Here is an 18,855-nt window from a genome sequence, read left to right as displayed (position 1 = left end):
TCTACCGGACGGACAACCGCTCCTCCGGTTCCTCGACCACCTCCACGACGTCCGCCGGCTCCAGCTCCGGCGGCTCCTCGAGCTCGGGCGGCTCGTCGGACTCCGGTGGCTCGTCGGACTCCGGCTCCAGCACGCCGGCGAAGAAGGAGCCCGCCTCCGCCAGCGCCACCCCGAGCAGCTCCGCCGCCTGACGCCTCCCCGGGTTGTACGGCCATCCGCCGTACAACCCGATTCGCATCCTTGGCGCCCCGGCGTCGGCCGGGTGTGGTGACCAGAGCCGACCGCGTGTGCGTTGACGCTCGTCCACAGGCTGAGCGGCGGCACCGACGGTTGTCCACAGCCTTGCCCTCCACCCTCACCGCCCCACGTCCGTGCCGCTAATCTCGAGCCCATGGTCATGACAGCTGACATCGGGGTCATCGGCGGTTCCGGGTTCTACTCCCTCCTCGACGACGCCGAGGAGATCGAGATCACCACGCCCTACGGGGCTCCCAGCGACATCATCACGGTCGGTCGCATCGGCGGGCGCACGGTGGCGTTCGTGCCCCGTCACGGCCGAGATCACCGGTTCCCGCCCCACCGCATCCCCTACCAGGCGAACCTCTGGGCGCTGCGTTCTCTCGGCGTGCGCCAGGTCGTCGCCCCGAGCGCGGTCGGTTCCCTGCGCGCGGAGTACGGGCCGGGCACGCTGGTGATCCCCGACCAGCTGGTCGACCGCACCTCCGGCCGGGCGCAGACCTACTATGACGCCGGTGGCGCGGTGCACGTCCCGTTCGCCGACCCTTACTGCCCGGTCGGCAGGGCCCTCGCCTACTCCCGGGCCGAGGCCGAGGGGTGGAACGCCGTGGACGGCGGCACCCTGGTCATCATCGAGGGTCCCCGCTTCTCCACCCGAGCCGAGTCACGCTGGTTCACCTCCAACGGTTGGTCGATCGTCGGCATGACCGGCCACCCCGAGGCGGTCCTCGCCCGCGAGCTGGCCCTCTGCTACACCTCGCTGGCGCTGGTCACCGACCACGACGCCGGCGTGGACACCGGCGAGGGCGTGACGCAGGAGGAGGTCTTCGCCTTCTTCGCCGCCAACAGCGAGCGCATGCGCACCCTCGTCGGCTCGGTCGTCGCCGAACTCCCCCTGGACCGCGCCTGCCCCTGCGGCGACGCCCTGAACGGCATCAAGCTCCCCTTCGAACTCCCCTGACCACCCTCCTCCAGCGCTCTCCGCCCTACCTCCCCGCGAGATCCCTCAGCTCACCTTGCAGGCCGCGAGCCGTACCGCGTTGCGACCGACCTCATGACCGACGATCGCCGCGCGGGCGCATAGCCGACGGTCGCGCGCCCCAGACGCGCGTGTTCATACGGTCGCGCGCCCGAGACGCGCGTGCGCGGCCATCCTGGACCGCGACTCTCTCCCGGGGGCGCAACTCCGTACGAGGCCGCGACTCCGTGCGGGAGAGCCGACACCCGCGATACTCCCCCACGGGCCGATAGCTTGTGGCCGGCACTCCCACCCCTTCGACAGGAGCCAGGCATCATGCAGGCCGCCACACCCATGCGCGTCATCCGGATGCTCAGCCGGCGTCGGCGGCTCGTGGCCGTCGCACTCGCCGCGCTGGGGACTGCGTGCGTCGGCCTGGCCGTCCGCCCGGCTCCCTCCGTCGCGATCCTGGCCGCCGCGCACGACCTCGGGGGCGGAGCGCTGACCGTGTCCGACCTGACGGTCGTCCACCTGCCCGAGGAGACCGTCCCCGACGGCGCCCTCCGCCCGGGAGCCCGGGTGGCCGGACGCGTTCTCACCGCCCCCGCCCGACGCGGCGAGCCGATCACCGACCTCCGCCTGCTCGGTCCGGCCCTCATCGACGCCTACGGCCCTGGCCTGCTCGCCACCCCGGTGCGCGTCACGGACGCCGCCTCGGCGCGGCTGCTCCGTCCCGGTGACGTCATCGACGTCATCGCCTCATCATCCGCCTGGGACGACCTCGCCCCGCCTCCGGCGGCCGACCCGGCCACAAGCGCACCGCCGGACCACGGCGACGCGCCCAGTGCCGCACCTGCCCGCACCTCTACGGCGGCGCAGGCCGTCACCGTCATCGCCGTACCCAGCGGGCCTCGCTGGAGCGGCACGTCCACCGGCGACATGGCCGAGACCGGCGCCCTGGTCGTCCTGGCCACCACGCCGGGCCAGGCCGCGCGCCTGGCCCAGGCCGGCACGGGCTCCCGCCTCTCGATCACCATCCATGGCCACACCCACTAACGGCCTACGGCACCTCATTCCCACCGATCAGCGAGCGCGCCACCTGAGCCCACGAACGGCATCGCAAACCCCAAGCCGAGCCACAGGCGGTGGACCGAACGCGCACGACTTCGACCAGAGGCGACAAGGAGTCCGCACTGCCTCTGGAGGTGGACATCGCAACGCCCACGGGCGTCGTCCGCCGGTCCCTGCGGGGGGATCCAAGCCAGATATGCATCAGGCGGAGCCAGTCTTACAACAACGACCCCAGCTTCGGGTCGTACTCCCAGTGCCAAGGCTCGAACGGACTGTGATAGGCCCAGTCGGGATGTATCCAGCCGAACCGCTTGCCGTTCGACTCAAGCCAGTTGAACTGCACCGAACGGAAGGTCTGGACGCCGCCGCACAGGTCCACCGCCAGGCCGAGGCCGTGGTTGCTACGCCCCGGCACCGCCGCGAACCCCGGCCGCCGATAGAAGATCGACTGCTGTTGCGCCAGGTTGCGGTAGCTGTCGGTCACGCAAATCGGCGTACCGAACTGCTTGCGGTACGCCTCACTGAGCGCGACGAACGCGATCGCCGCGTCGGCCCGCAACTCACGCCCACGCTGCTGAAGCGGGCACAGCACGTCCGCCGGCAACAGCCCGTTCGGATACTGTGCCGCCGAACTCACCCGGGTCGGGTCACAGGCCGCACCCGAGCGGCCGCCCTGGTTGACCCGCACGCCGAGCTTCACCAGCGTCTGCGACAGCGACTTCACAACGGTCGCGGACCGCTTCCTCAACGTGTCGATCTCCACGCTGAGCTGGGCCTCCACCAGCAGCTTGGTCGCCCGCAGATCCTGCGCCTCGCCGGCCAGTCTCTGCTGCTGCTGGTACAGCCGCCCGGCGTCCGCGAGTATCTCGTCCCGCCCGGACACCAGGTAGGTCATGTCGCTCAGCGCCCGCAGGCTTGCGTCGTCGCTGCCGTTGAGGAACGGGGCCATGTCACCGCCCGAAGGCTCCTGGTACAGCGACTGGACCAGGTCCGACAGCGGCTGTCGCATCTTGCCGAGCTGAAGGTTCGCCGTGCGCAACTGCTCCAGCTTGCCCTTGAGCTCCTTGTCGGCCTTCGCCAGCGTCGTCTGGCGCTGCTCCAGCGCCTTGGTGGCGTCCGCGAGCGCTTGGGACGACTTCTCGGCCTCGCGCCGCAGCTCTGTCAGGTTGGTCGGATCGGGTTTCCGGTCAGCCGTCTCGTGCGTGGCCGATCGCGCGTGCGCCGTACCGGGCGACGTCATACTGATCATGGAAATCATCGCCATAAGGACCGCGACCAGGCCCGCCGATCGAGGAGATGGCACGTTAAGACCCCTCCATTTGCGAACTTGTGACCTGCGCCCGCACGCACGTTACTACAGCGGACTGAGTGTCCGGGCCGGAGTCGCAAGAGCCGTTATGTACGGATCACGCCTTTTATGCCATCACCACCCCAGCGCCGTACCCCACCGCCCACACATCCTCCGATCCCCCGCACCGCCACCCCACCGCCCGCACGTCGTCCGATCTCTCACATCGTCACCACACCACCCCGTGCGCTCCCGCCCATCATCATCCACAAGTTCCCGCGCCCCACGGGTGACGGCCCTCAGGCCCCGGCCTCTGCCTCCCACTCACTCCCCGCCTCATCCGTCCTGCCGAAAACCATCCTCCCGGGGGCCGTCCGCCGTGGCGCTTCACATGCCTCGCCACCCTTCGCACCCGCCTTCACAGCGTCGCCCTCACCGCTCCCTGCCTCCGCAACGTGCCCCGCCATGGGCGTATCCGCGCCACTCCCGTCCCTCCGCGCGTCCGAGGCGCTCCCTCCCGTGCGCCCCTCCGCACGCCTCCTGTCCACCATCGCATCGGAGACCCGCCGCTGCCCGCGCCCCGCTGCGCCGCATCCCCTGACCACCACGTCCGAGGAGCGCACCCCCGCGCCCTGCTTTGGCACGCGCGGCCCATCAACCCCCTGACGCGCCCGTCCTTCCGACGGATGCCGCAGCCGTCTACCTTCCCCCCTCCGCGGGGAGCGCCCATCGTCTCCCGGAGGCCGACCAACCGTCGCAGGTCTCACGCTCATCTCCGGCCGCGTACCCAGCAGCACCGCCCCACCATCCGCCCGTCCTGCAGGCCGCGACCCACCCCCTCCCCGCGGACGACCTCCGCGCCCAGGACTTCCACACCCACCTACGCGCCCATTCAGCTGATGCCACACCCCAGGACGCTCCCGGCCACCCGCCGCACACACGGACTCCCCACCATCGCTCTTCCCGCGCACCTTCAGCGGTGGCACAGCGCCCTCGTACACGTACTCAGCGTGCGGCGGCGCCGGCGTTGGCGTGATGAAGTACGCGCCGGGCACCTCCCGCAACCGCTCTGCGCCCCTGACCTTCACCGAATGCCGGGTCCCGCTCCGCGCCTGCTGCTCGTACCCCGTCGACTCCGCCACGAGAAGTCCCACCGCGAGCATCGCCGGCGCCAACATCGCGAACACGAGCACCCCAGGCCGGATCTCCTGGCCCCTCTTCGGACTCTTACGTCGTCGCCCAGTCACGGAACGTGACGGTAGTCACCGACAGCTACGCCCCGTTGGCGGCATGTCAGCCCTTTACCCCCGCACATCGCATACATGAGAGACCCCCCGCAAAGCCGAGCCCCGCCACGGCCCACACGGTGCTCGCCTTTCGGTACGCTTACACCAGATCCCGCCTCCGTAGCTCAGGGGATAGAGCACCGCTCTCCTAAAGCGGGTGCCGCAGGTTCGAATCCTGCCGGGGGCACTTTCTGATCAGCGAGAACCCTCCCCTACCTGGGGCTTCTCTCCCATGGCCCCGACGATCTTGGGCAGGCACGTGCAGTCGTAGGCAGCCACATGTCAGGGCTCGTGCAATATACGTGCAATGATCTTGAAGCCGTTTCGCCAGGTTAACCGTACAAGTGGGCGACGCCGCGGGATCTACCCGAGGTCATCCCGCAACTCTCCCCCACCACGCACGAATCACCGATCGGGACAAGCACCTCCGTGGCCAATCCGGCATGGGACGAAACTGGATGCACGCCGGGCTCCACACCTCGTAGGGTCTCACTCCTCCCTGATGACCGGCTCCCCGGCACCGCCCTCTGACGCCCCCCCACCGCCGGCTCCCCCGGCTGGCAGCCGCAATTCCGTCGGCACCGGATCCGGCAGCCCGATCGGTGGCGTATCCCACTGTTTGGGTTCACTCAGGTCGACCATGCCGCTAGAGAACTTCGCGCCGATGAAGTCGACCACGCCGCCGGAGAAGTTTGCGTAGATGAAGGAGACCACACTGCCGGAGAACTCAGCACCGAAGCTCACCGTGCCACCGGAGAACTTCGCCCCCTGGAAGCTGACCAGGCCGCCCGAGAACTTCGCGCCGAAGAAGCTGACGCTGCTGCCAGAGAATTCCGTGTGGATGAAGTCGACAGTCCTACCGGAGAACTCCGCGCCGATGAAGCTCACCATGCCGTCGGAGAACTTCGCGCTGATGAATTGGACCGCACCGTCGGAGAACTTCGCGCCGGTGAAGTGGACCGTACCGCCGGAGAAGACAGCCCCCTTGAAGTCGCCGCCGTCGAACACCACCCCGGTGAAGTCCAAGTCGTGGCCCTGCCAGGAGACCACGGCCCCCTCACGCAGGTGTGCCGTGATCAGTCGAATGATCGTTTGCCGGACCTCACGCAGCCCAGCAAACGCAAGGCGTTCGGCCTCTGGCACATCGTCAAGCGGTTCCGGGCTGTAAGGCATGCGCAGGTAGGCGCACAGGACGTCAATGCACGTCTGTCGCAGTTCCCGGGTCGGGGCATCGTCGGCCAGGCCAGCAAGGGCGTGCGCGCCAGCCAGTCGTACCGCCGGGGAGTCGTGGCCGAGTTGCCCGGCGGCGGTGGCGAATCGGTCGTTATGCAGCTTAGTCGCCTCCCGCTGCTCACCACGGTGGGCACGCTGTTCGGCCTGTTCGGCCAGAATCTGGGCAGCCTCGACAACCTTTTGCCGCCGGTAGGCCACCACCAACGCCACCAGTCCGCCCACCCCGGCTACCACCGCGAACGCGATTTTCAGAAGCTCGAACAGCGTGGCCGCGCTTACCCGCGCCTCCGGACGCAGCCCTTCCACACCTAACAGCACCAGCCCGCCGGTGATCACCCCTGCCAACAGCGCCACCGCTGCTGCCCCGGTCACCGCCAACGCTGGGCCGATACGCATCAACCGCAGCCCTGGCGCCTTCGCCCGCGGCCGCGACTTGTCCGGCTCGGCTGGCCCACCCGAGCCGGACTTGTCCACCTCGCCCATACGACCCCATACGCGGTGCCAGCCGCCGCGTTACATCGCCATGCCGTACACGCCACCCGGCCGCATTGAGCGCCCTCGGTTCCTACTCGGCGTCAGAGACCGTGGGTCTCATCCTGGGACGGGGAGGACGGTCTCTCAGTGGGAGGAATGATCGCGTTGAAGAACGGGACGGCCAAGCCGAACGAACCGCCGGCATACAGCAAAGCCATCTGCCAGACCGTGCCGGCCGACGTGGTCAGGGCGAACGCGATAGCCGCGACGAAGGCCGCCGCGATGACCACGACGGCGGCGCGGATGGTGAGCAGGTACACAGTCCCTCCGTAGGGAGTTGCGGGTACGCCCGTCGTACCTCGCATCGAGCGGGCGACGCCTGAAATGGCCGTTCACCTGCTCAGATCCCAGTTTCGGGCTGCCCTGGAGCAGTTGCCCCTTTTGGTTGAAGTGGTTTTTTCGGCGCTGCAGGCCTCAGTTATGTCGTCCTGAGAACGCCATTCCTAGTCGAAGGTTGTCAAGAATAGACTTGGCTGGTCAACACTGCGCCAATAGCTGTCGTGAGGATGATCTTGGTTAGGGCTATCGCGATGCCGTCCAAGGAGCAGGTCCCCGAAGGTCCTCACCGAGACCTTCTGATCGTGCTCTTCCAGATGTACCGAAGTGCCGGGCGTCCCCCGCTCAAGCAAATTGTCTCTACGGCGAAACGGCTGAACCTGGACGGCACCGCGAGTCAGGAGACAGTCCGGCGCACGCTGCACGGCAAGATCATCCCCGAGCGATGGGAGACGGCTTACGCCGTGTACGCCCCGCTGTGCGAGCTGGCCGGCATCGACCCCGACGCGGAGTACTACCGGGACAACGAGTACAACGGGTACGGGGACCCTCCTACATCGACTCACAGGGAGTTATTCAGGCAAGCGTGGAGCGCCGCTTTCGACACCGAGGAACTCCCGCCTCCCGTGCTAGGAGCCAAAGTTCCGCCCCCTCCTCCGCCATCTCCCCCTCGCCCCGCTTACTCCCCCCTTTCCGACGGACCACCGTTCTGACCGATCCGGGCGACCTGACTCCCGCCACTAGGGCCGACGTGGGGGTCCGTAATCTCGCCGGTGGACCGGTCATAGCCTGACGGGGGTTCGCCCCCGCCGCCGGCGGCGCTGGTGCCGACCTCTCGGACAGTGCTCAGGGGCGGTGCAGATCTGGGGGAGTTTCGTAGTGCGGTGGCGGCTCTTGTCCCGGCGTAGGCCAGGGATCGCTGGGGGGACGGGCCTGCTGGACAGTGGGGGCATGGGGTGAGGTGGGAACAGCGGGTCGCTGATCGCTGGCTGGCGGTGGGAGGGCTCCCTGCGTCAGCCCGTAGACGAAGGCGGCCGCTAGGGCGACCACGGTTACTCCGCCAGCCCCACCGACGGCCACCGCGACCGCCCGCCGCCGCTTGCGCCGGGTATGCGGGGAAACCCAAGTTCTCCCACCACCAGGGCGTTTCCGGTAGTGCCCTTTGACGTATGACACATCGTCGTCACCCATGCCCTGGACGGTACGTTCGCAGGTTCCCCTAAACCAGGAGGTGCCAGGGCCATGCTTGCCTGCCCTCCAGGTGATAGGCGCGAAGCGGCCGAACAAGACCTCCCAGCTTGGGAACCCAGGCTTCATCGGGAGTGAGTCCGTCTATGGGACCACGGCGTACCCGCAGAGGGCGGGCACTCAAGGCCAGTTTCCCCTGCCAGCTCGACTCGTCGCGCCCTAAAAATAGACGACGTTAGCCCGCTCGCTAGGCCTTGCGGACCGCCGTAGGTTCATATGCCGGAGGTCGGCAACCCGACCAGCGGCGTCTCTCAACTTCCGGTCGCGCTCAAAGCCATCGTGCTGCCGAGAGATTGGTTCACTCGTCCAGCGCGCGCATGATCTTAGTGTTAGCTAGTTCTCTCTGGCCGTCGATTACCTTCGCATACACGCGCTGAAGTACCTCGACGCTGTGGCCCGCTCGCTTGGCGACCTCGGTGGGGGCGACGCCGGAGGCGAGCCAGAGGGAGACGGCCGCGTGTCGAAGGTCGTACGGCGTCGCCGCCAGGGAAGAGGCCACCTGCTCAGGGGTGAACGCTTCCTTGCGTGCGGACTTCCAGACGCGGGAGATCGCCGAGTTGGTGTAGAGGCCGCCGTTACTTGTGGCGAACAGCCTGCCGTCGCCGGTCACGCCGAACTCTTCGATGTGCTCGCGCAGGATCTTCACCAGAGTTGGAGGAATCGGCACCGGCCGGGTGTCCTTGTCCGCCCTGTGCTTGAGGCCGCGGTCGTCGTGCGCGGCGCCCGAGTCGGTGTACCGCTTGTTGGCGAAGGGCCGCGCCGTCTCCAACGTGAGCAGTCCCCACCCCTCCCGCGGCAGGTCGCAGTTCTCGCGCTTGAGGCCCGCCGCCTCCTCTGGGCGAAGCGCCGCGTAGTACATGCACGCGTACATCGCCCGCATCCGCGCCCCTCGCGTCCGGCCGACGCGAGGCATGGCATCGAGCAGCGCCCGAGCCTGACGCGGGTTGACCACCGTCCGGGGGTCGACCGCGTCCACCGTTTCCGGAGGCGTCCACTTGACCCTGTTGAGGGGGTTGACGCCGAACACCTTCTCTTCCACGGCCAGTTCGAGGAGATGGTGAAAGACCTCTCGCTTACGTAGGACCGTGTTCGCCGCCGCCCTCTCCCCCTTGAAGGTCACGGAGATCGCATCGAGGGCGAGCCGGATCACGCGCGCCTGTTCGAGCTCGGCCAGCGGCAGCGACGCCGTTTCGAGCCAGCGCAGAACCGGGGCTTGCTCGGCCAGCAACTCTCCGCGCCGCTCGTGGGGAAGCAGGTAGTACTCCCGAAGGACTCGGCGCATGTCGCCATCGTCGGGCCGGCCGGGCAGGTCCTTCACCAGGGCCGGGACCAGGGCCAACAGGGCATAGACGTCGGTCTCCCTCGTTCGGGCCGCTGAGGTCTTCCATCGTTGGGCTATGAACCGATGTGCGAAGGCCAGGAAGGTAGGGCCGTTCCGGTTCGGCTCAGATGCCAGCTTCGACTCGGGTAGCCCGGTGTTGATGTCGAACGCCTCGCCATTCCTGGCAGCCATCCGAAGGTCACGCATGTGACTGTTGGCGAGTTCCTTGGTCCGGAATGTCTTCGACGTCCGGCGGCCGGCGACAGACCAGCGCGCGACGTAGGACGGCGTCTTACTGGACTGGTTGCGGTAGATCTCGAAGAACTTCACGTCATAGCTGGCGTTCACGCGGCCTCCCGCCGGGACTCAAGCCACACCGTGAAGTCGCTGCGCCAGACCAACAGATCACCATTCGGCAGCTTGAGGCAGACGGGCGCGCGGCCCAGCTCACGCCAGCGGTAGAACGTCCGGCGAGAGATACCGCCCAGCTCTTCGAGGACCTGGGACAACGGCATGAGCTCGTCGCGGCGGTTCATGGACCAACCTCCGCAAGTGCCGACGTAGCAGGCTCAGGCCGCCCGGCCAGGTACGAAGCAAGGATCTGATCCCCCGCGGACAGGCCCTTGCCGGCGTACTCCCAGTGCGCGATCACGAGGATCGTGTCCTCGTCGAACAGGGGTAGGCGTCCGGTGCTGATGTCCTCGTCGCGCATGTGGTCGGCGCGGGCGGCGCGTAGGGCGCCCAGGGTGGTGGAGTAGTGGCGGGATTTGGTGGAGAAGTGGCCGCGGAAGCCGAGCATGTGTGCCCATTGGGCGAGCCGTAGTTCGTTGAGCCGGTCGAGTTGGGCCAGGCGGAAGCATTCGGCGATCAGTCGCCGGGGGTGGTCACGCAGGCTCAGGCCGGTGACCTCGTCGGGTGAGTTGATGCGCCGGTCGATGGTGCCGACGCATTCGGCGGCTTTGGTGGCGTACTTGGCGATGTAGCCGGCGACCGCCTGCTCTGTCAGTTCTCCGTGCATGGTGATGGGCTGGATGTCGAGCTGTGCGCCCCAGCGCAGGACGCGGGCAGGCTCACCGGCCAGGGCCGGAGCGGGGACGCTGACCGCGCCGGCCGCGTGCCGTACGGCTTGCGCCATGGCGTCACGATCGGCCCAGGACGGTGGCGGAGCGTCAGGTCCGCCGGGTCCGTCGAGGCGGATGACGGCGTGGAAGTGGACGACGCCGCGGCGTTGGTATTCGGCGACTTTGGCGAAGGAGATGACCAGGTGTTCGCCCAGCTCTTTGACCGTCAGGCCGTGGAGCTTGGCCAGGTGACGGCGCAGGGCGAGGGTGAAGCGGCGCCACAGCTCAGGGGCCAGGGCGTTGAAGAGCACGCTTGCGGCGTAGTCGTAGCAGTCGGGGCAGAGCGGTTCGCCGAGGCGGTGTTCCTCGTTGCCGTGCCGGGCGGTGCAGGAGATGACACGCCCGTGCGGGCATTTGTCGGCGTCGCGCCGGGGGTGGCAGGGCGGGACCTTGCCGCCGTGTTCGCGTCGGGTGTGGACGGGGCCGAAGGAGGGGGCGGTGAGAGTGACGAACAGCGCCGGGTGAGCGCTGACCGAGGCGGGGACGCCTTTGCCGCCGGCCAGGCCCGCGCGGATGAGCTGGTAGGTGTCAGCGCGGTAAATCTCAGCGCAGGCCGGGCAGCGCGAAGCCCGCCGGGTCTTGCACTGCACGCGCAGCACGCCGCCGGGTTCGCGGTTGGTGTTGTAGGTGTGCAGGACGTGGCCGGTCGCGGCGTCGATGTGGCGGACCCGTCCGCGTAAGTGGATGGGCTGGCGGCATCCGCCGATCGCGCGGATCTGCGCGGCCCACCGGCCGTATTGCGGGTCGTGGAGCCGGGCGATCATCCCGGCTACCGCTGTCTTGTTGCCGAGGTTGGGCATGATGGGGCGTGTCCCTTCCGGGTCTTTCGGGTTCGGTGGGGGATGGCCCCCGACGTGGCGCGGAACTTGGCGGTTGTGCGGCCACGCCGGGGGCGCCAAGGCTCTAGGCCCCGTGGTTGTCTGCTCCGGTGCCGTCGCAGTCGCGGCAGGTGTCGGCCATGCTGTCGACGCCGGTCCCGCCGCAGGTGGCGCAGCGGTAGCGGATGACGATGAGGTCGTCATTCGTGCCGGTCATCTCAGGCACCCGGCGCGGGTCGGTGGAGTCGAGGGTGATGGAGTCCTCATAGCTCCTACGCGCGGCCCAGCGGGCGCGGGAGGAGGCGAGCAGGCCCACCGCCTTGTACTCGGCGACGCCGAAGGCGATACCGGCGGAGAAGTGGCCCTCTGCCAGGTCGCGAGGGTCGACGTCGGCGCCGAGCACGCGAGCGACGTGGGCGACCTGGTCGCAGATCTCCTCATCGGTGCCGCGGGGGTAGTAGTAGGCGGTCAGGGCGCTGTTGGGGATGGGGATGTCGGGGTTGGTGTCGAGGAAGTCGGCCAGGTCGCGTAGGCCGTTGATGTAGGCCGGGCGATCGGGGGTGTGCGCCATCGCGGGTGTCCCTTCGGTGTCAGGCGGGGTCGGGGGCGTTGCGGAGTTGCCGCAGTAGGTCGGTGGCGAGTTGGTTGGAGATGCCGAGCCGGGCGCGCAGGGTGTCGCGGGTGATGGGCTTGCCGTGTTTGGCGTGGTGTTCGGTGGCTACGCGCCTCGCGTAGTCGAGCAGCCCGCCGGGGGCCGGCGGGGGTTCGTCCTCGCTGGGGACGAGCGTCGAGGACGGGGCCGGTTGCGGGACGGGGCGCGGGGACGGATCGGGGACGGGAGCCGACTCGGGTATGGCCTTCGGGGACGGTGTGAGGACGGGGACGGCCCCCGGGGACGGCGCGGGAACAGGGACGGGCGCCGGTACCGAGTCGGGTACGGCCGCCGGGGACGGGGACGAGCGGTTAAGGACGGCGCGGCGTTCGAGCATGGAGACCGCGACGAGGAAGGCCGCGGCGGGGGTTGCGGCGGTGATCCAGCCCCAGACCGAGGGGTGTGCTTGGGCGAGGTTGGCGGCCAGGGACAGGATGACGCCGCCGGCCAGGACGAGGGTGGGCCAGGAGATCAGGCCGGTGCGGGTGCGGCCGGTCTTTTTGTCGCGCTGGCGTTCGCGGGCGGCCATGACGCAGGTGAGGTCGACGCAGACGGCGACGGCCCAGGCCATCCAGCCGGATTGTCCGTGCTGGGTGGCGGTGTCGCGGATGTGGGTGAAGGAGCCCGCACCGGCGATCAGGGCGACCACGGCGACCGGGCCGGAGTCCAGTAGCCACCCGCCCAGCCGGGCGGCACGTCCGCGCGGTGCGTTCATCGGTAGGAACCCCTTTCAGGCCGCGATCTCGGGCTGAGTGGCGGCGTCGAGCTGGTGGCCCAGGCCGCTTGCCTTGACCTGGTCCCAGGACGGCGCGCGGTCGGCGAAGGCGTGCGCGGCTTGTTCGGCCGCGGTGGCGGAGACGTAGCCGGAGCGGGCGCGGCACCAGCGGCCATCGGCGCCGGTGACCACCGCCACCCCGGGCATGCCGGGAGGGATGGACCGGGCGGCGACCAGGGCGTCGGGGTCGAGGTCGCCGAGAGTCATCACGGCGGTTTCGGGGTCGTTGACGCGGTGGCAGATGCGTCCGCCGATCTGGGCGCGCAGTGCGGTCACCCCGGGTCCGAGGTCGGAGCCGATGCGTTGTCCGGACAGCAGCAGGTGGATTCCGAAGGCCCGTCCGAGCTGGGCGATGCGCAGCAGCGCGGTGGCGGTCTTGGTGACCTCGTCCTTTTCGGCCTTGTCGGCGGTCAGGTACAGCTCGGCCAACTCGTCGACCAGGACCACGATGGGGATCGGGCGCAGCGCGTCGGCGAGTTGCCAGATGTCGCGGGCGCCGTGCTGGCGGCAGGCGAGCATTCGGGCGCCCATGATGCCGATCAGTTCGGCCAGCAGCTTGACCGCATCGGCGCGAGTGGTCACCAGGGCCGACAGCCGCGGCCCGTAGGGGGACAGCTCGACCCCGCCCTTGAGGTCGAATCCCACGATCGCGACCGGTTGCCGGGCGAGCGCCACGATGAGGGCGTTGATCAGGTTGGACTTACCGGATTGGGTGGCGCCGACATTCATCCAGTGCGGGATGAGCCGGAAGTCCAGCGTCCAGGGGCCGCCGGATTCCAGGACGCCTATCACCGGACGCAGCAGGTCGGCCGCGGTCCACCCGCCGTCCGGGTCACCGGTCGGCATGACGGGCAGGACGTGGGCTAAAGGGTCGCGGGTGGTGGCCTGCAAGGTGACGCGGCCCGGGCGGGAGTCGACCACGCGGACCGCTTCGACCCGCCAGGCGTGCGCGAGCCGTTCGCAGACCTTGACGTAGTCGTCGGGGATCTGGCCGTCGAGGAGATGGAAGGTGACGCGCCAGCCGTGCCGGACCGGCCGGGGAAGCTTCATCCAGGGCTTGGTGTCGACGGCGACCCGCTGAAAGCGGCGCTTGACCCGCACGACGCCGGTCGAGGCGACCAGGCCGGGAACGGTGGTGAACCACCAGCGGTGACGCTTCTTGGTGAGGCCGCACCCGGTGGCGATGTGCCGCCAGGTCCAGCGCAGTCGCACCGCTTTGAGCGGGAAGCCGATCAGGTACCAGAAGGAGACTGGGGCGAAGCGGCGCCATAGGCGAAGGACGACCAGGACGCCGAGACCGATCAGCAGCGGTCGCGGGATAAGGTCGAGGAGGGACATCAGGCCACCTGCTCGGGCATGCCGGGGGTGGTGCGGACGAAGTCGGTGGCCTTGTAGGCGATCCCCCAGCGCATGACGCCCTGGATGCTCTGCTCCCAGACGTAGCCGATCAGGTTGACCGGGGTGACCTCATCGCCGGCGGTGATGTCCGGCTCGGCCGAGGTGCCGATCTTGAGGAGTTCGAGACGGCCGAAGTCGTCTTCAACCGAGACGGTGACCTCGTAGACGATGTTGCCGTTCTTGTCGCGCTTGATCTCTCCGGTGTCCTTATTGACCAGCCGGGGCCGGGCGGCCTTGACGCAGGTGAACTGAAGCCGGTTGGTGTCGACGGGGATCGGGATGGTGCGCATGGTGAAGGGGTTCCTTCCGAGTCGGGATGCCTAGACCTCATGGAACACTTGGAATTCTAAGTTGTCAATGAGTTCTAGGGGCGCTTGGTTGGCGAGGAGGCCGGTTCGTGGTGAACTTGAGATGTGGGTAAGTAAGGAGACAGATGGTCCAGAACACCGGCCGGCCGGGTTACTTGCAGATCGCCGACGAGCTACGCGGGCAGATCACTTCCGGCGCTCTGCCCGCCGGCCAGGCGTTGCCGTCGATCGCCCAGCTCTGCCAGCGCTACGAGGTATCGGCCAGCGTGGTGAAGGCCGCCATCAGCGTGCTACGGACCGAGGGGTTCGTGATCGGCCAGCAGGGCAAGGGCGTGTTCGTCCGCGACCGGCCGCCGGCCGACGAGCCGCCGCCGTCGACGGACGGCCATGGGGAGATCCTGGATCAACTGGCGGAGATCAGGGCGGCTCTCGGCGATCTCGGTCAGCGTCTCGCCGATCTTGAGTCGGCCGTGTTCCAAGAGCCGAAACGATCTGGCCGACGCGGCACGTGAGCTCTTCGAGCTCCGCGTGGATCGCGGCCAGTTCTTCGGCGACCCTCTGCTCTGCGCTGCTGTTCACGGTGGCCTCCCTGCCCGGGGTTTGCGTCCCTGTGGGATGACCTAAGTTCACCGTCACCAGCGGCTTTTCTGTATCACGCGGCTCTAGCTAAGCTTCTGCACGCCGTCTCATCAGCGGTTTACACGAGCGTTTTCACATGCACCACCGAAGCAGTCCGCTACCCCCGAGCGCGAACGTGAAGGAATGCACTTGAAGACGACCCGGCGCCAAGGCTGGACACCCGCCAAACTGCGGGAACACCGTGAAGCGCACGGCCTGACCCTCGAAGGCGCCGGCGACCAGCTACGCCAGACGGCCGAACGTCACGGCCTGGCCGTGCCCGCCGCGAACTTCCAAACGCTGTGGGGACACGAGCACGGGTCGATTTACCCCGGTCCGCACTACCGCCGCGCGTACTGCCTGCTCTACCAGGCCACCGAGCCCGAACTTGGCTTTCGCCTACCGTTGCCCGGTGAATCACAGAAAGCGGACATCGTGATTTCCGATCTGCCCGCACCCGCCGACCCTGCCGCCGACAACGCCGCGGCCCTGGTCATCGAGGAAGCGTTCACCAAGGTCTCGGTCGACGGCATCGCCGACAGCAGCTCACCGCAGGCAGCGCTCCGCGCCCGCGTGGTCGACGCCTGGCGCCGCCGCCATGCCGGAGGGGACCCCAAGCCCATCCTTGTCCTCGTCGGTGGGTACGCCGGGTCCGGCAAGACCGAGTTCTCCCGGTTCCTGTCCGACATCACCGGGTGGGCGTTCCTGGACAAGGACTCTCTCACCCGGTCCATGGTCGAGCGGCTGCTGATCTCTCTCGGCAGCGACGCCAACGACCGGCACACCGAGCTGTACATGAAAGAGGTCCGCCCGCTGGAGTACCGGTGCCTGATGGAAACCGCGTGGGACAACCTCAATGTCGGCACCTCGGCGATCCTGTCGGCCCCGTTCATCACCGAACTACGCGACGAGGCATGGTTCACCCGGTTGGAGAACCGGTGCGCCGCCAAGGGCATCGACGTCGCGGCGATCTGGGTGCGCTGTGATCCCGAGTCCATGCGCGAGTACATCGAATTCCGCGCCGCCGCCCGCGATGCGTGGAAGCTGGCGAACTGGGAGCAGTACGTGGCCGGCCTTGACGTCGACAACCCGCCGTCCACCGCACACCTAACGGTGGACAACCGGCTAGGGGCGGCGATCAGCCTTGCCGACCAGACCCGCGACGCCCTCAAGCGCATCCTCACGTGACCGCGCCACCCACCGGGGTCGTCCTCTACGGCCCACCCGCCAGCGGCAAGAGCACCACCACCACCGCGCTTCACCGGCTCGACCCGCGGTTTCGGCTGCTGCGCAAGCTCAAGGTCGGCACCGGCCGAGCCGACGAGTACCACCTGGTCACCGCCGCCCGCCTGGACGAGCTGCGCCAGGCCGGCCGCACGGTCGCCGAGACCCACCGGTACGGCAACACCTACGCCATCGACCGCGCCGAGATCGACACCATGACCGGCGCCGGACTCATCCCGGTCGCCCACATCGGCAACATCCCCGACGTGCGTACCCTCGTCGGCCGGGACCCCTGGTTGCGCGTACTGCTGTGGGTACCGCGCGAGGTCTGCGAACAGCGGTCCCAGGGCCGCGGGGACGTCGACACCGCCCAGCGCTTGACCGCATGGGACGAAACGCTGACCGATCTGCAGGCTCACGCCGACGACGGCTTCTTTCACCTGCGCCTCCACACCGACCGCATCGGCCCCGACCAGGCCGCCGCCGAGATCGCCGAAGCGTACGACGCCCTCACTCGCCGTCTCCTTCACTCGGAGCGACCCCACCGGGAAGACGTAGGAGCACCGCCGGCGGGATGAGGTCCAGGCGCCACCACGTCCCGCAGTCCTCACAGGTGGCCCCACTCGGCATGACCCCGCCATAGGGCCACACGAAGGTCCAGCACACCCGCAGGTGGGCACAGCCGGCTTGCCGCGGCCGACCGTGCCCACCCGCAGGGGTTCGTTCGCCGAGCGCGACGATCACAGCGGATGACCTGTGATCCAGGAAGGCGCGTCCGGCGAACGTGTCCGGCGTAGCTCGTGATACCGCTCAGCCACCCGGCGTGCCGCCGTCACCGGGTCATCGGCCGGGCTGTAGCGGTAGGTGAACCGCCCGGTCACCGGGGAGAACCCGCCGGCCCACCACAGGTAGCAGGGACCGGCCCAGACCACCAGGTCATACCAGACCGACACCAGCGCAAGCCCGGTTCCCTCGTTGACGTCGGCCGCGATGCCATGCCGCTCCAGCGCATCACGCAGCCGGTAGGCGGCCCGGATGGCCGGATGCCGAGGCGGCGCCAGCCCGGGGATCACGGCTTGCGCCCGATTCCGCCGAGCACCGGCACCCGCAGGTCGTCGGTGTACACCGGGCCGTCCGGCCGCCACAACGGCACATACACCACGCCCGGCTCGACCAGGCTCAGGCCGTCGAAGAACCCCGCGATCTCCACCAGCGTCCGCAGCACCGCCGGAGCACTCGCCCGATCGTAGGCCGCCCTCGCCGCCATCAACGCCCGGCGCTGCTCGGCATGCGAGACCACCAGATACGAGCCCGGCGCCATCGCGCGAATGAAGGTGTCAACGATGCCGTAAGGGTCTTCGCTGTCGCGGATGAAGTGCAGCACCGCGCACAGCAGCACCGCCACCGGCTCGCCGAAGTTGAGCACCCCCCGTACGTGCGGATCGCCCAGAATGTGCAACGGCTCTCGAAGGTCGCCGGCCATGGCGTGAGTGTTGGGGTTGTCAGCCAGCAACGCGCGGGCATGGGCGAGCACGAGTGGGTCATTGTCGACGTACACCACCCGCGCCCGCGGGTTGAGTTCTTGCGCCACCTGGTGGACGTTGCTCTGAGTCGGCAGCCCGGTCCCGATGTCGAGGAACTGAGTGATCCCGCACTCGCCGGCCAGGAACCGCACCGCCCGACCGAGGAACTCCCGGTTGGACTTCGCCATCAACCGCACATGCGGCGTCTTGCGGATCACCTCCTCGGCACACTCACGATCGACCGGAAGATTGTCCTTGCCGCCTAGGTAGTAGTCGTACATCCGCGCCACGCTGGGCGTACTCAGATCCAGGTGGCCCGGAACAACACTCTGCGACCCCTGCCCGGGGTCCCGCTCCGGTGCATCCATGCCGGGCATCATAGGCAAGCCTGCCTACTCTTGCCTACCCCTGCCGATCGGTACGCCCCGTAACGCCCCGTGACCTGGGCCTACCGTTCGCTTCCTATCGTCGGAGATGTGATCGACTTCCGGCCTGATCAGCCCAAGTCAGAGCAGGTACTCGCCGAGATGCGCCGCCGCATCAAAGCCGGCGTCTACAAGCCGGGCCACCCCGTCCCTGGCGAACCTCGCATGGCCGAAGAGTTCGGCATCGCCCGCCGAACAGCCCGCAAGGTGATCAATGCACTCTTGGCCGAGGGCCTCATCTATACGGTCAAGAACATCGGCACCTTCGCCGCCGACCCGGCAACCGGCCAGCCGCCCGAGCACATCACCAGGCAAGACCATCCGGACGAGGACGACGAGCCCTCACCACAAGCCCAGTGAACCACCGGCCAGCTCAGACAGCCAAAGCACACCAGGACCAGGCCGCCAACGACCCTCGATGAGGACTTTCTCCACGTCCTTAAAGGCGGACCGCTGCGCGGCCCGCCGGGCGCGCCGGGCGGTCTGCGTGCCCGGCTGCGGCTCTTCGGCCGGTCCGGGCGCGCGGGGCGGTGCGTGCCCG

The 18,855-nt window shown here is 68.6% G+C and carries 20 protein-coding genes and 1 tRNA gene; 8 read left to right on the top strand and 13 right to left on the bottom strand.

Going from position 1 to position 18,855, the window contains the following annotated elements:
- Position 1: 1 nt before the first annotated feature.
- Positions 2-238, bottom strand: coding sequence for a hypothetical protein (locus tag ACWEN6_RS38820; RefSeq protein WP_452577036.1), 237 nt, complete (start codon positions 236-238; stop codon positions 2-4).
- Positions 239-391: 153 nt separating this feature from the next.
- Here ACWEN6_RS38820 and ACWEN6_RS38815 point away from each other — a divergent pair, with 153 nt between their 5' ends.
- Positions 392-1,198, top strand: a complete 807-nt coding sequence (locus tag ACWEN6_RS38815) for an S-methyl-5'-thioadenosine phosphorylase (protein WP_452577006.1) — start codon at positions 392-394, stop codon at positions 1,196-1,198.
- Between the two features lie 333 nt (positions 1,199-1,531).
- On the top strand, positions 1,532-2,251 hold the full coding sequence (locus tag ACWEN6_RS38810) for an RcpC/CpaB family pilus assembly protein (RefSeq protein WP_452577005.1): 720 nt from the start codon (positions 1,532-1,534) through the stop codon (positions 2,249-2,251).
- Positions 2,252-2,483: 232 nt separating this feature from the next.
- Here the strand turns inward: ACWEN6_RS38810 and ACWEN6_RS38805 are convergent, their stop codons facing one another.
- The gene (locus ACWEN6_RS38805; protein WP_452577004.1) at positions 2,484-3,524 is read right to left on the bottom strand and encodes a D-alanyl-D-alanine carboxypeptidase family protein; all 1,041 of its coding nucleotides are present in this window, start codon (positions 3,522-3,524) and stop codon (positions 2,484-2,486) included.
- 1,430 nt (positions 3,525-4,954) lie between these two features.
- Between ACWEN6_RS38805 and ACWEN6_RS38800 the strand changes: the two genes are divergently transcribed.
- Positions 4,955-5,027, top strand: a tRNA-Arg gene (locus tag ACWEN6_RS38800).
- A 302-nt stretch (positions 5,028-5,329) separates the two neighbouring features.
- Here the strand turns inward: ACWEN6_RS38800 and ACWEN6_RS38795 are convergent.
- Entirely contained in the window at positions 5,330-6,556 is a 1,227-nt protein-coding gene (locus tag ACWEN6_RS38795; RefSeq protein WP_452577002.1) for a pentapeptide repeat-containing protein, read from the bottom strand.
- A 92-nt stretch (positions 6,557-6,648) separates the two neighbouring features.
- The gene (locus ACWEN6_RS38790; RefSeq protein ID WP_452577001.1) at positions 6,649-6,867 is read right to left on the bottom strand and encodes a hypothetical protein; all 219 of its coding nucleotides are present in this window, start codon (positions 6,865-6,867) and stop codon (positions 6,649-6,651) included.
- A gap of 240 nt (positions 6,868-7,107) precedes the next feature.
- Here ACWEN6_RS38790 and ACWEN6_RS38785 point away from each other — a divergent pair, with 240 nt between their 5' ends.
- Positions 7,108-7,596: a hypothetical protein gene (locus ACWEN6_RS38785; RefSeq protein WP_452576999.1), complete on the top strand. Its 489-nt coding sequence runs from the start codon at positions 7,108-7,110 to the stop codon at positions 7,594-7,596.
- Between the two features lie 833 nt (positions 7,597-8,429).
- On the opposite strand, the gene ACWEN6_RS38780 is transcribed toward ACWEN6_RS38785, so the two are convergent.
- The 7 genes from ACWEN6_RS38780 to ACWEN6_RS38750 all read right to left on the bottom strand — a co-directional run bounded on the left by ACWEN6_RS38780 (position 8,430) and on the right by ACWEN6_RS38750 (position 14,506).
- The gene (locus ACWEN6_RS38780) at positions 8,430-9,800 is read right to left on the bottom strand and encodes a tyrosine-type recombinase/integrase (RefSeq protein ID WP_452576998.1); all 1,371 of its coding nucleotides are present in this window, start codon (positions 9,798-9,800) and stop codon (positions 8,430-8,432) included.
- Positions 9,797-9,988 (bottom strand): helix-turn-helix transcriptional regulator, encoded by a 192-nt coding sequence (locus ACWEN6_RS38775; protein ID WP_452576996.1) that lies wholly within the window; start codon positions 9,986-9,988, stop codon positions 9,797-9,799. Before ACWEN6_RS38775 ends, ACWEN6_RS38780 begins: the two co-directional genes overlap by 4 nt.
- Complete coding sequence (locus ACWEN6_RS38770) at positions 9,985-11,373, bottom strand: replication initiator (protein WP_452576995.1); 1,389 nt, start codon at positions 11,371-11,373, stop codon at positions 9,985-9,987. Before ACWEN6_RS38770 ends, ACWEN6_RS38775 begins: the two co-directional genes overlap by 4 nt.
- 103 nt (positions 11,374-11,476) lie before the next feature.
- Positions 11,477-11,962, bottom strand: coding sequence for a hypothetical protein (locus ACWEN6_RS38765; protein ID WP_452576994.1), 486 nt, complete (start codon positions 11,960-11,962; stop codon positions 11,477-11,479).
- A gap of 19 nt (positions 11,963-11,981) precedes the next feature.
- Positions 11,982-12,758, bottom strand: a complete 777-nt coding sequence (locus ACWEN6_RS38760; RefSeq protein WP_452576992.1) for a DUF2637 domain-containing protein — start codon at positions 12,756-12,758, stop codon at positions 11,982-11,984.
- Between the two features lie 15 nt (positions 12,759-12,773).
- Positions 12,774-14,156, bottom strand: coding sequence for an FtsK/SpoIIIE domain-containing protein (locus ACWEN6_RS38755; protein WP_452576991.1), 1,383 nt, complete (start codon positions 14,154-14,156; stop codon positions 12,774-12,776).
- Complete coding sequence (locus ACWEN6_RS38750; RefSeq protein ID WP_452576989.1) at positions 14,156-14,506, bottom strand: SCO3933 family regulatory protein; 351 nt, start codon at positions 14,504-14,506, stop codon at positions 14,156-14,158. The genes ACWEN6_RS38755 and ACWEN6_RS38750 overlap by 1 nt, the downstream gene beginning before the upstream one ends.
- Before the next feature lie 143 nt (positions 14,507-14,649).
- Between ACWEN6_RS38750 and ACWEN6_RS38745 the strand changes: the two genes are divergently transcribed.
- The 3 genes from ACWEN6_RS38745 to ACWEN6_RS38735 all read left to right on the top strand — a co-directional run bounded on the left by ACWEN6_RS38745 (position 14,650) and on the right by ACWEN6_RS38735 (position 16,944).
- A complete protein-coding gene (locus tag ACWEN6_RS38745; protein ID WP_452576987.1) occupies positions 14,650-15,036 on the top strand; it encodes a GntR family transcriptional regulator in 387 nt (128 codons plus the stop codon).
- Between the two features lie 256 nt (positions 15,037-15,292).
- Entirely contained in the window at positions 15,293-16,330 is a 1,038-nt protein-coding gene (locus ACWEN6_RS38740) for an AAA family ATPase (RefSeq protein ID WP_452576985.1), read from the top strand.
- The gene (locus ACWEN6_RS38735) at positions 16,327-16,944 is read left to right on the top strand and encodes a guanylate kinase (RefSeq protein ID WP_452576983.1); all 618 of its coding nucleotides are present in this window, start codon (positions 16,327-16,329) and stop codon (positions 16,942-16,944) included. Before ACWEN6_RS38740 ends, ACWEN6_RS38735 begins: the two co-directional genes overlap by 4 nt.
- 162 nt (positions 16,945-17,106) lie before the next feature.
- Here the strand turns inward: ACWEN6_RS38735 and ACWEN6_RS38730 are convergent, their stop codons facing one another.
- Both ACWEN6_RS38730 and ACWEN6_RS38725 read right to left on the bottom strand, forming a co-directional pair.
- Complete coding sequence (locus ACWEN6_RS38730; protein WP_452576982.1) at positions 17,107-17,439, bottom strand: hypothetical protein; 333 nt, start codon at positions 17,437-17,439, stop codon at positions 17,107-17,109.
- Entirely contained in the window at positions 17,436-18,170 is a 735-nt protein-coding gene (locus ACWEN6_RS38725; RefSeq protein WP_452576980.1) for an SAM-dependent methyltransferase, read from the bottom strand. The genes ACWEN6_RS38730 and ACWEN6_RS38725 overlap by 4 nt, the downstream gene beginning before the upstream one ends.
- 195 nt (positions 18,171-18,365) lie before the next feature.
- Here ACWEN6_RS38725 and ACWEN6_RS38720 point away from each other — a divergent pair, with 195 nt between their 5' ends.
- Entirely contained in the window at positions 18,366-18,674 is a 309-nt protein-coding gene (locus ACWEN6_RS38720; protein ID WP_452576978.1) for a winged helix-turn-helix domain-containing protein, read from the top strand.
- Positions 18,675-18,855 lie beyond the last annotated feature (181 nt).

The organism is Sphaerisporangium sp. NPDC004334 (assembly GCF_053602655.1).
This window is presented reverse-complemented; position numbering and strand designations above follow the sequence as displayed.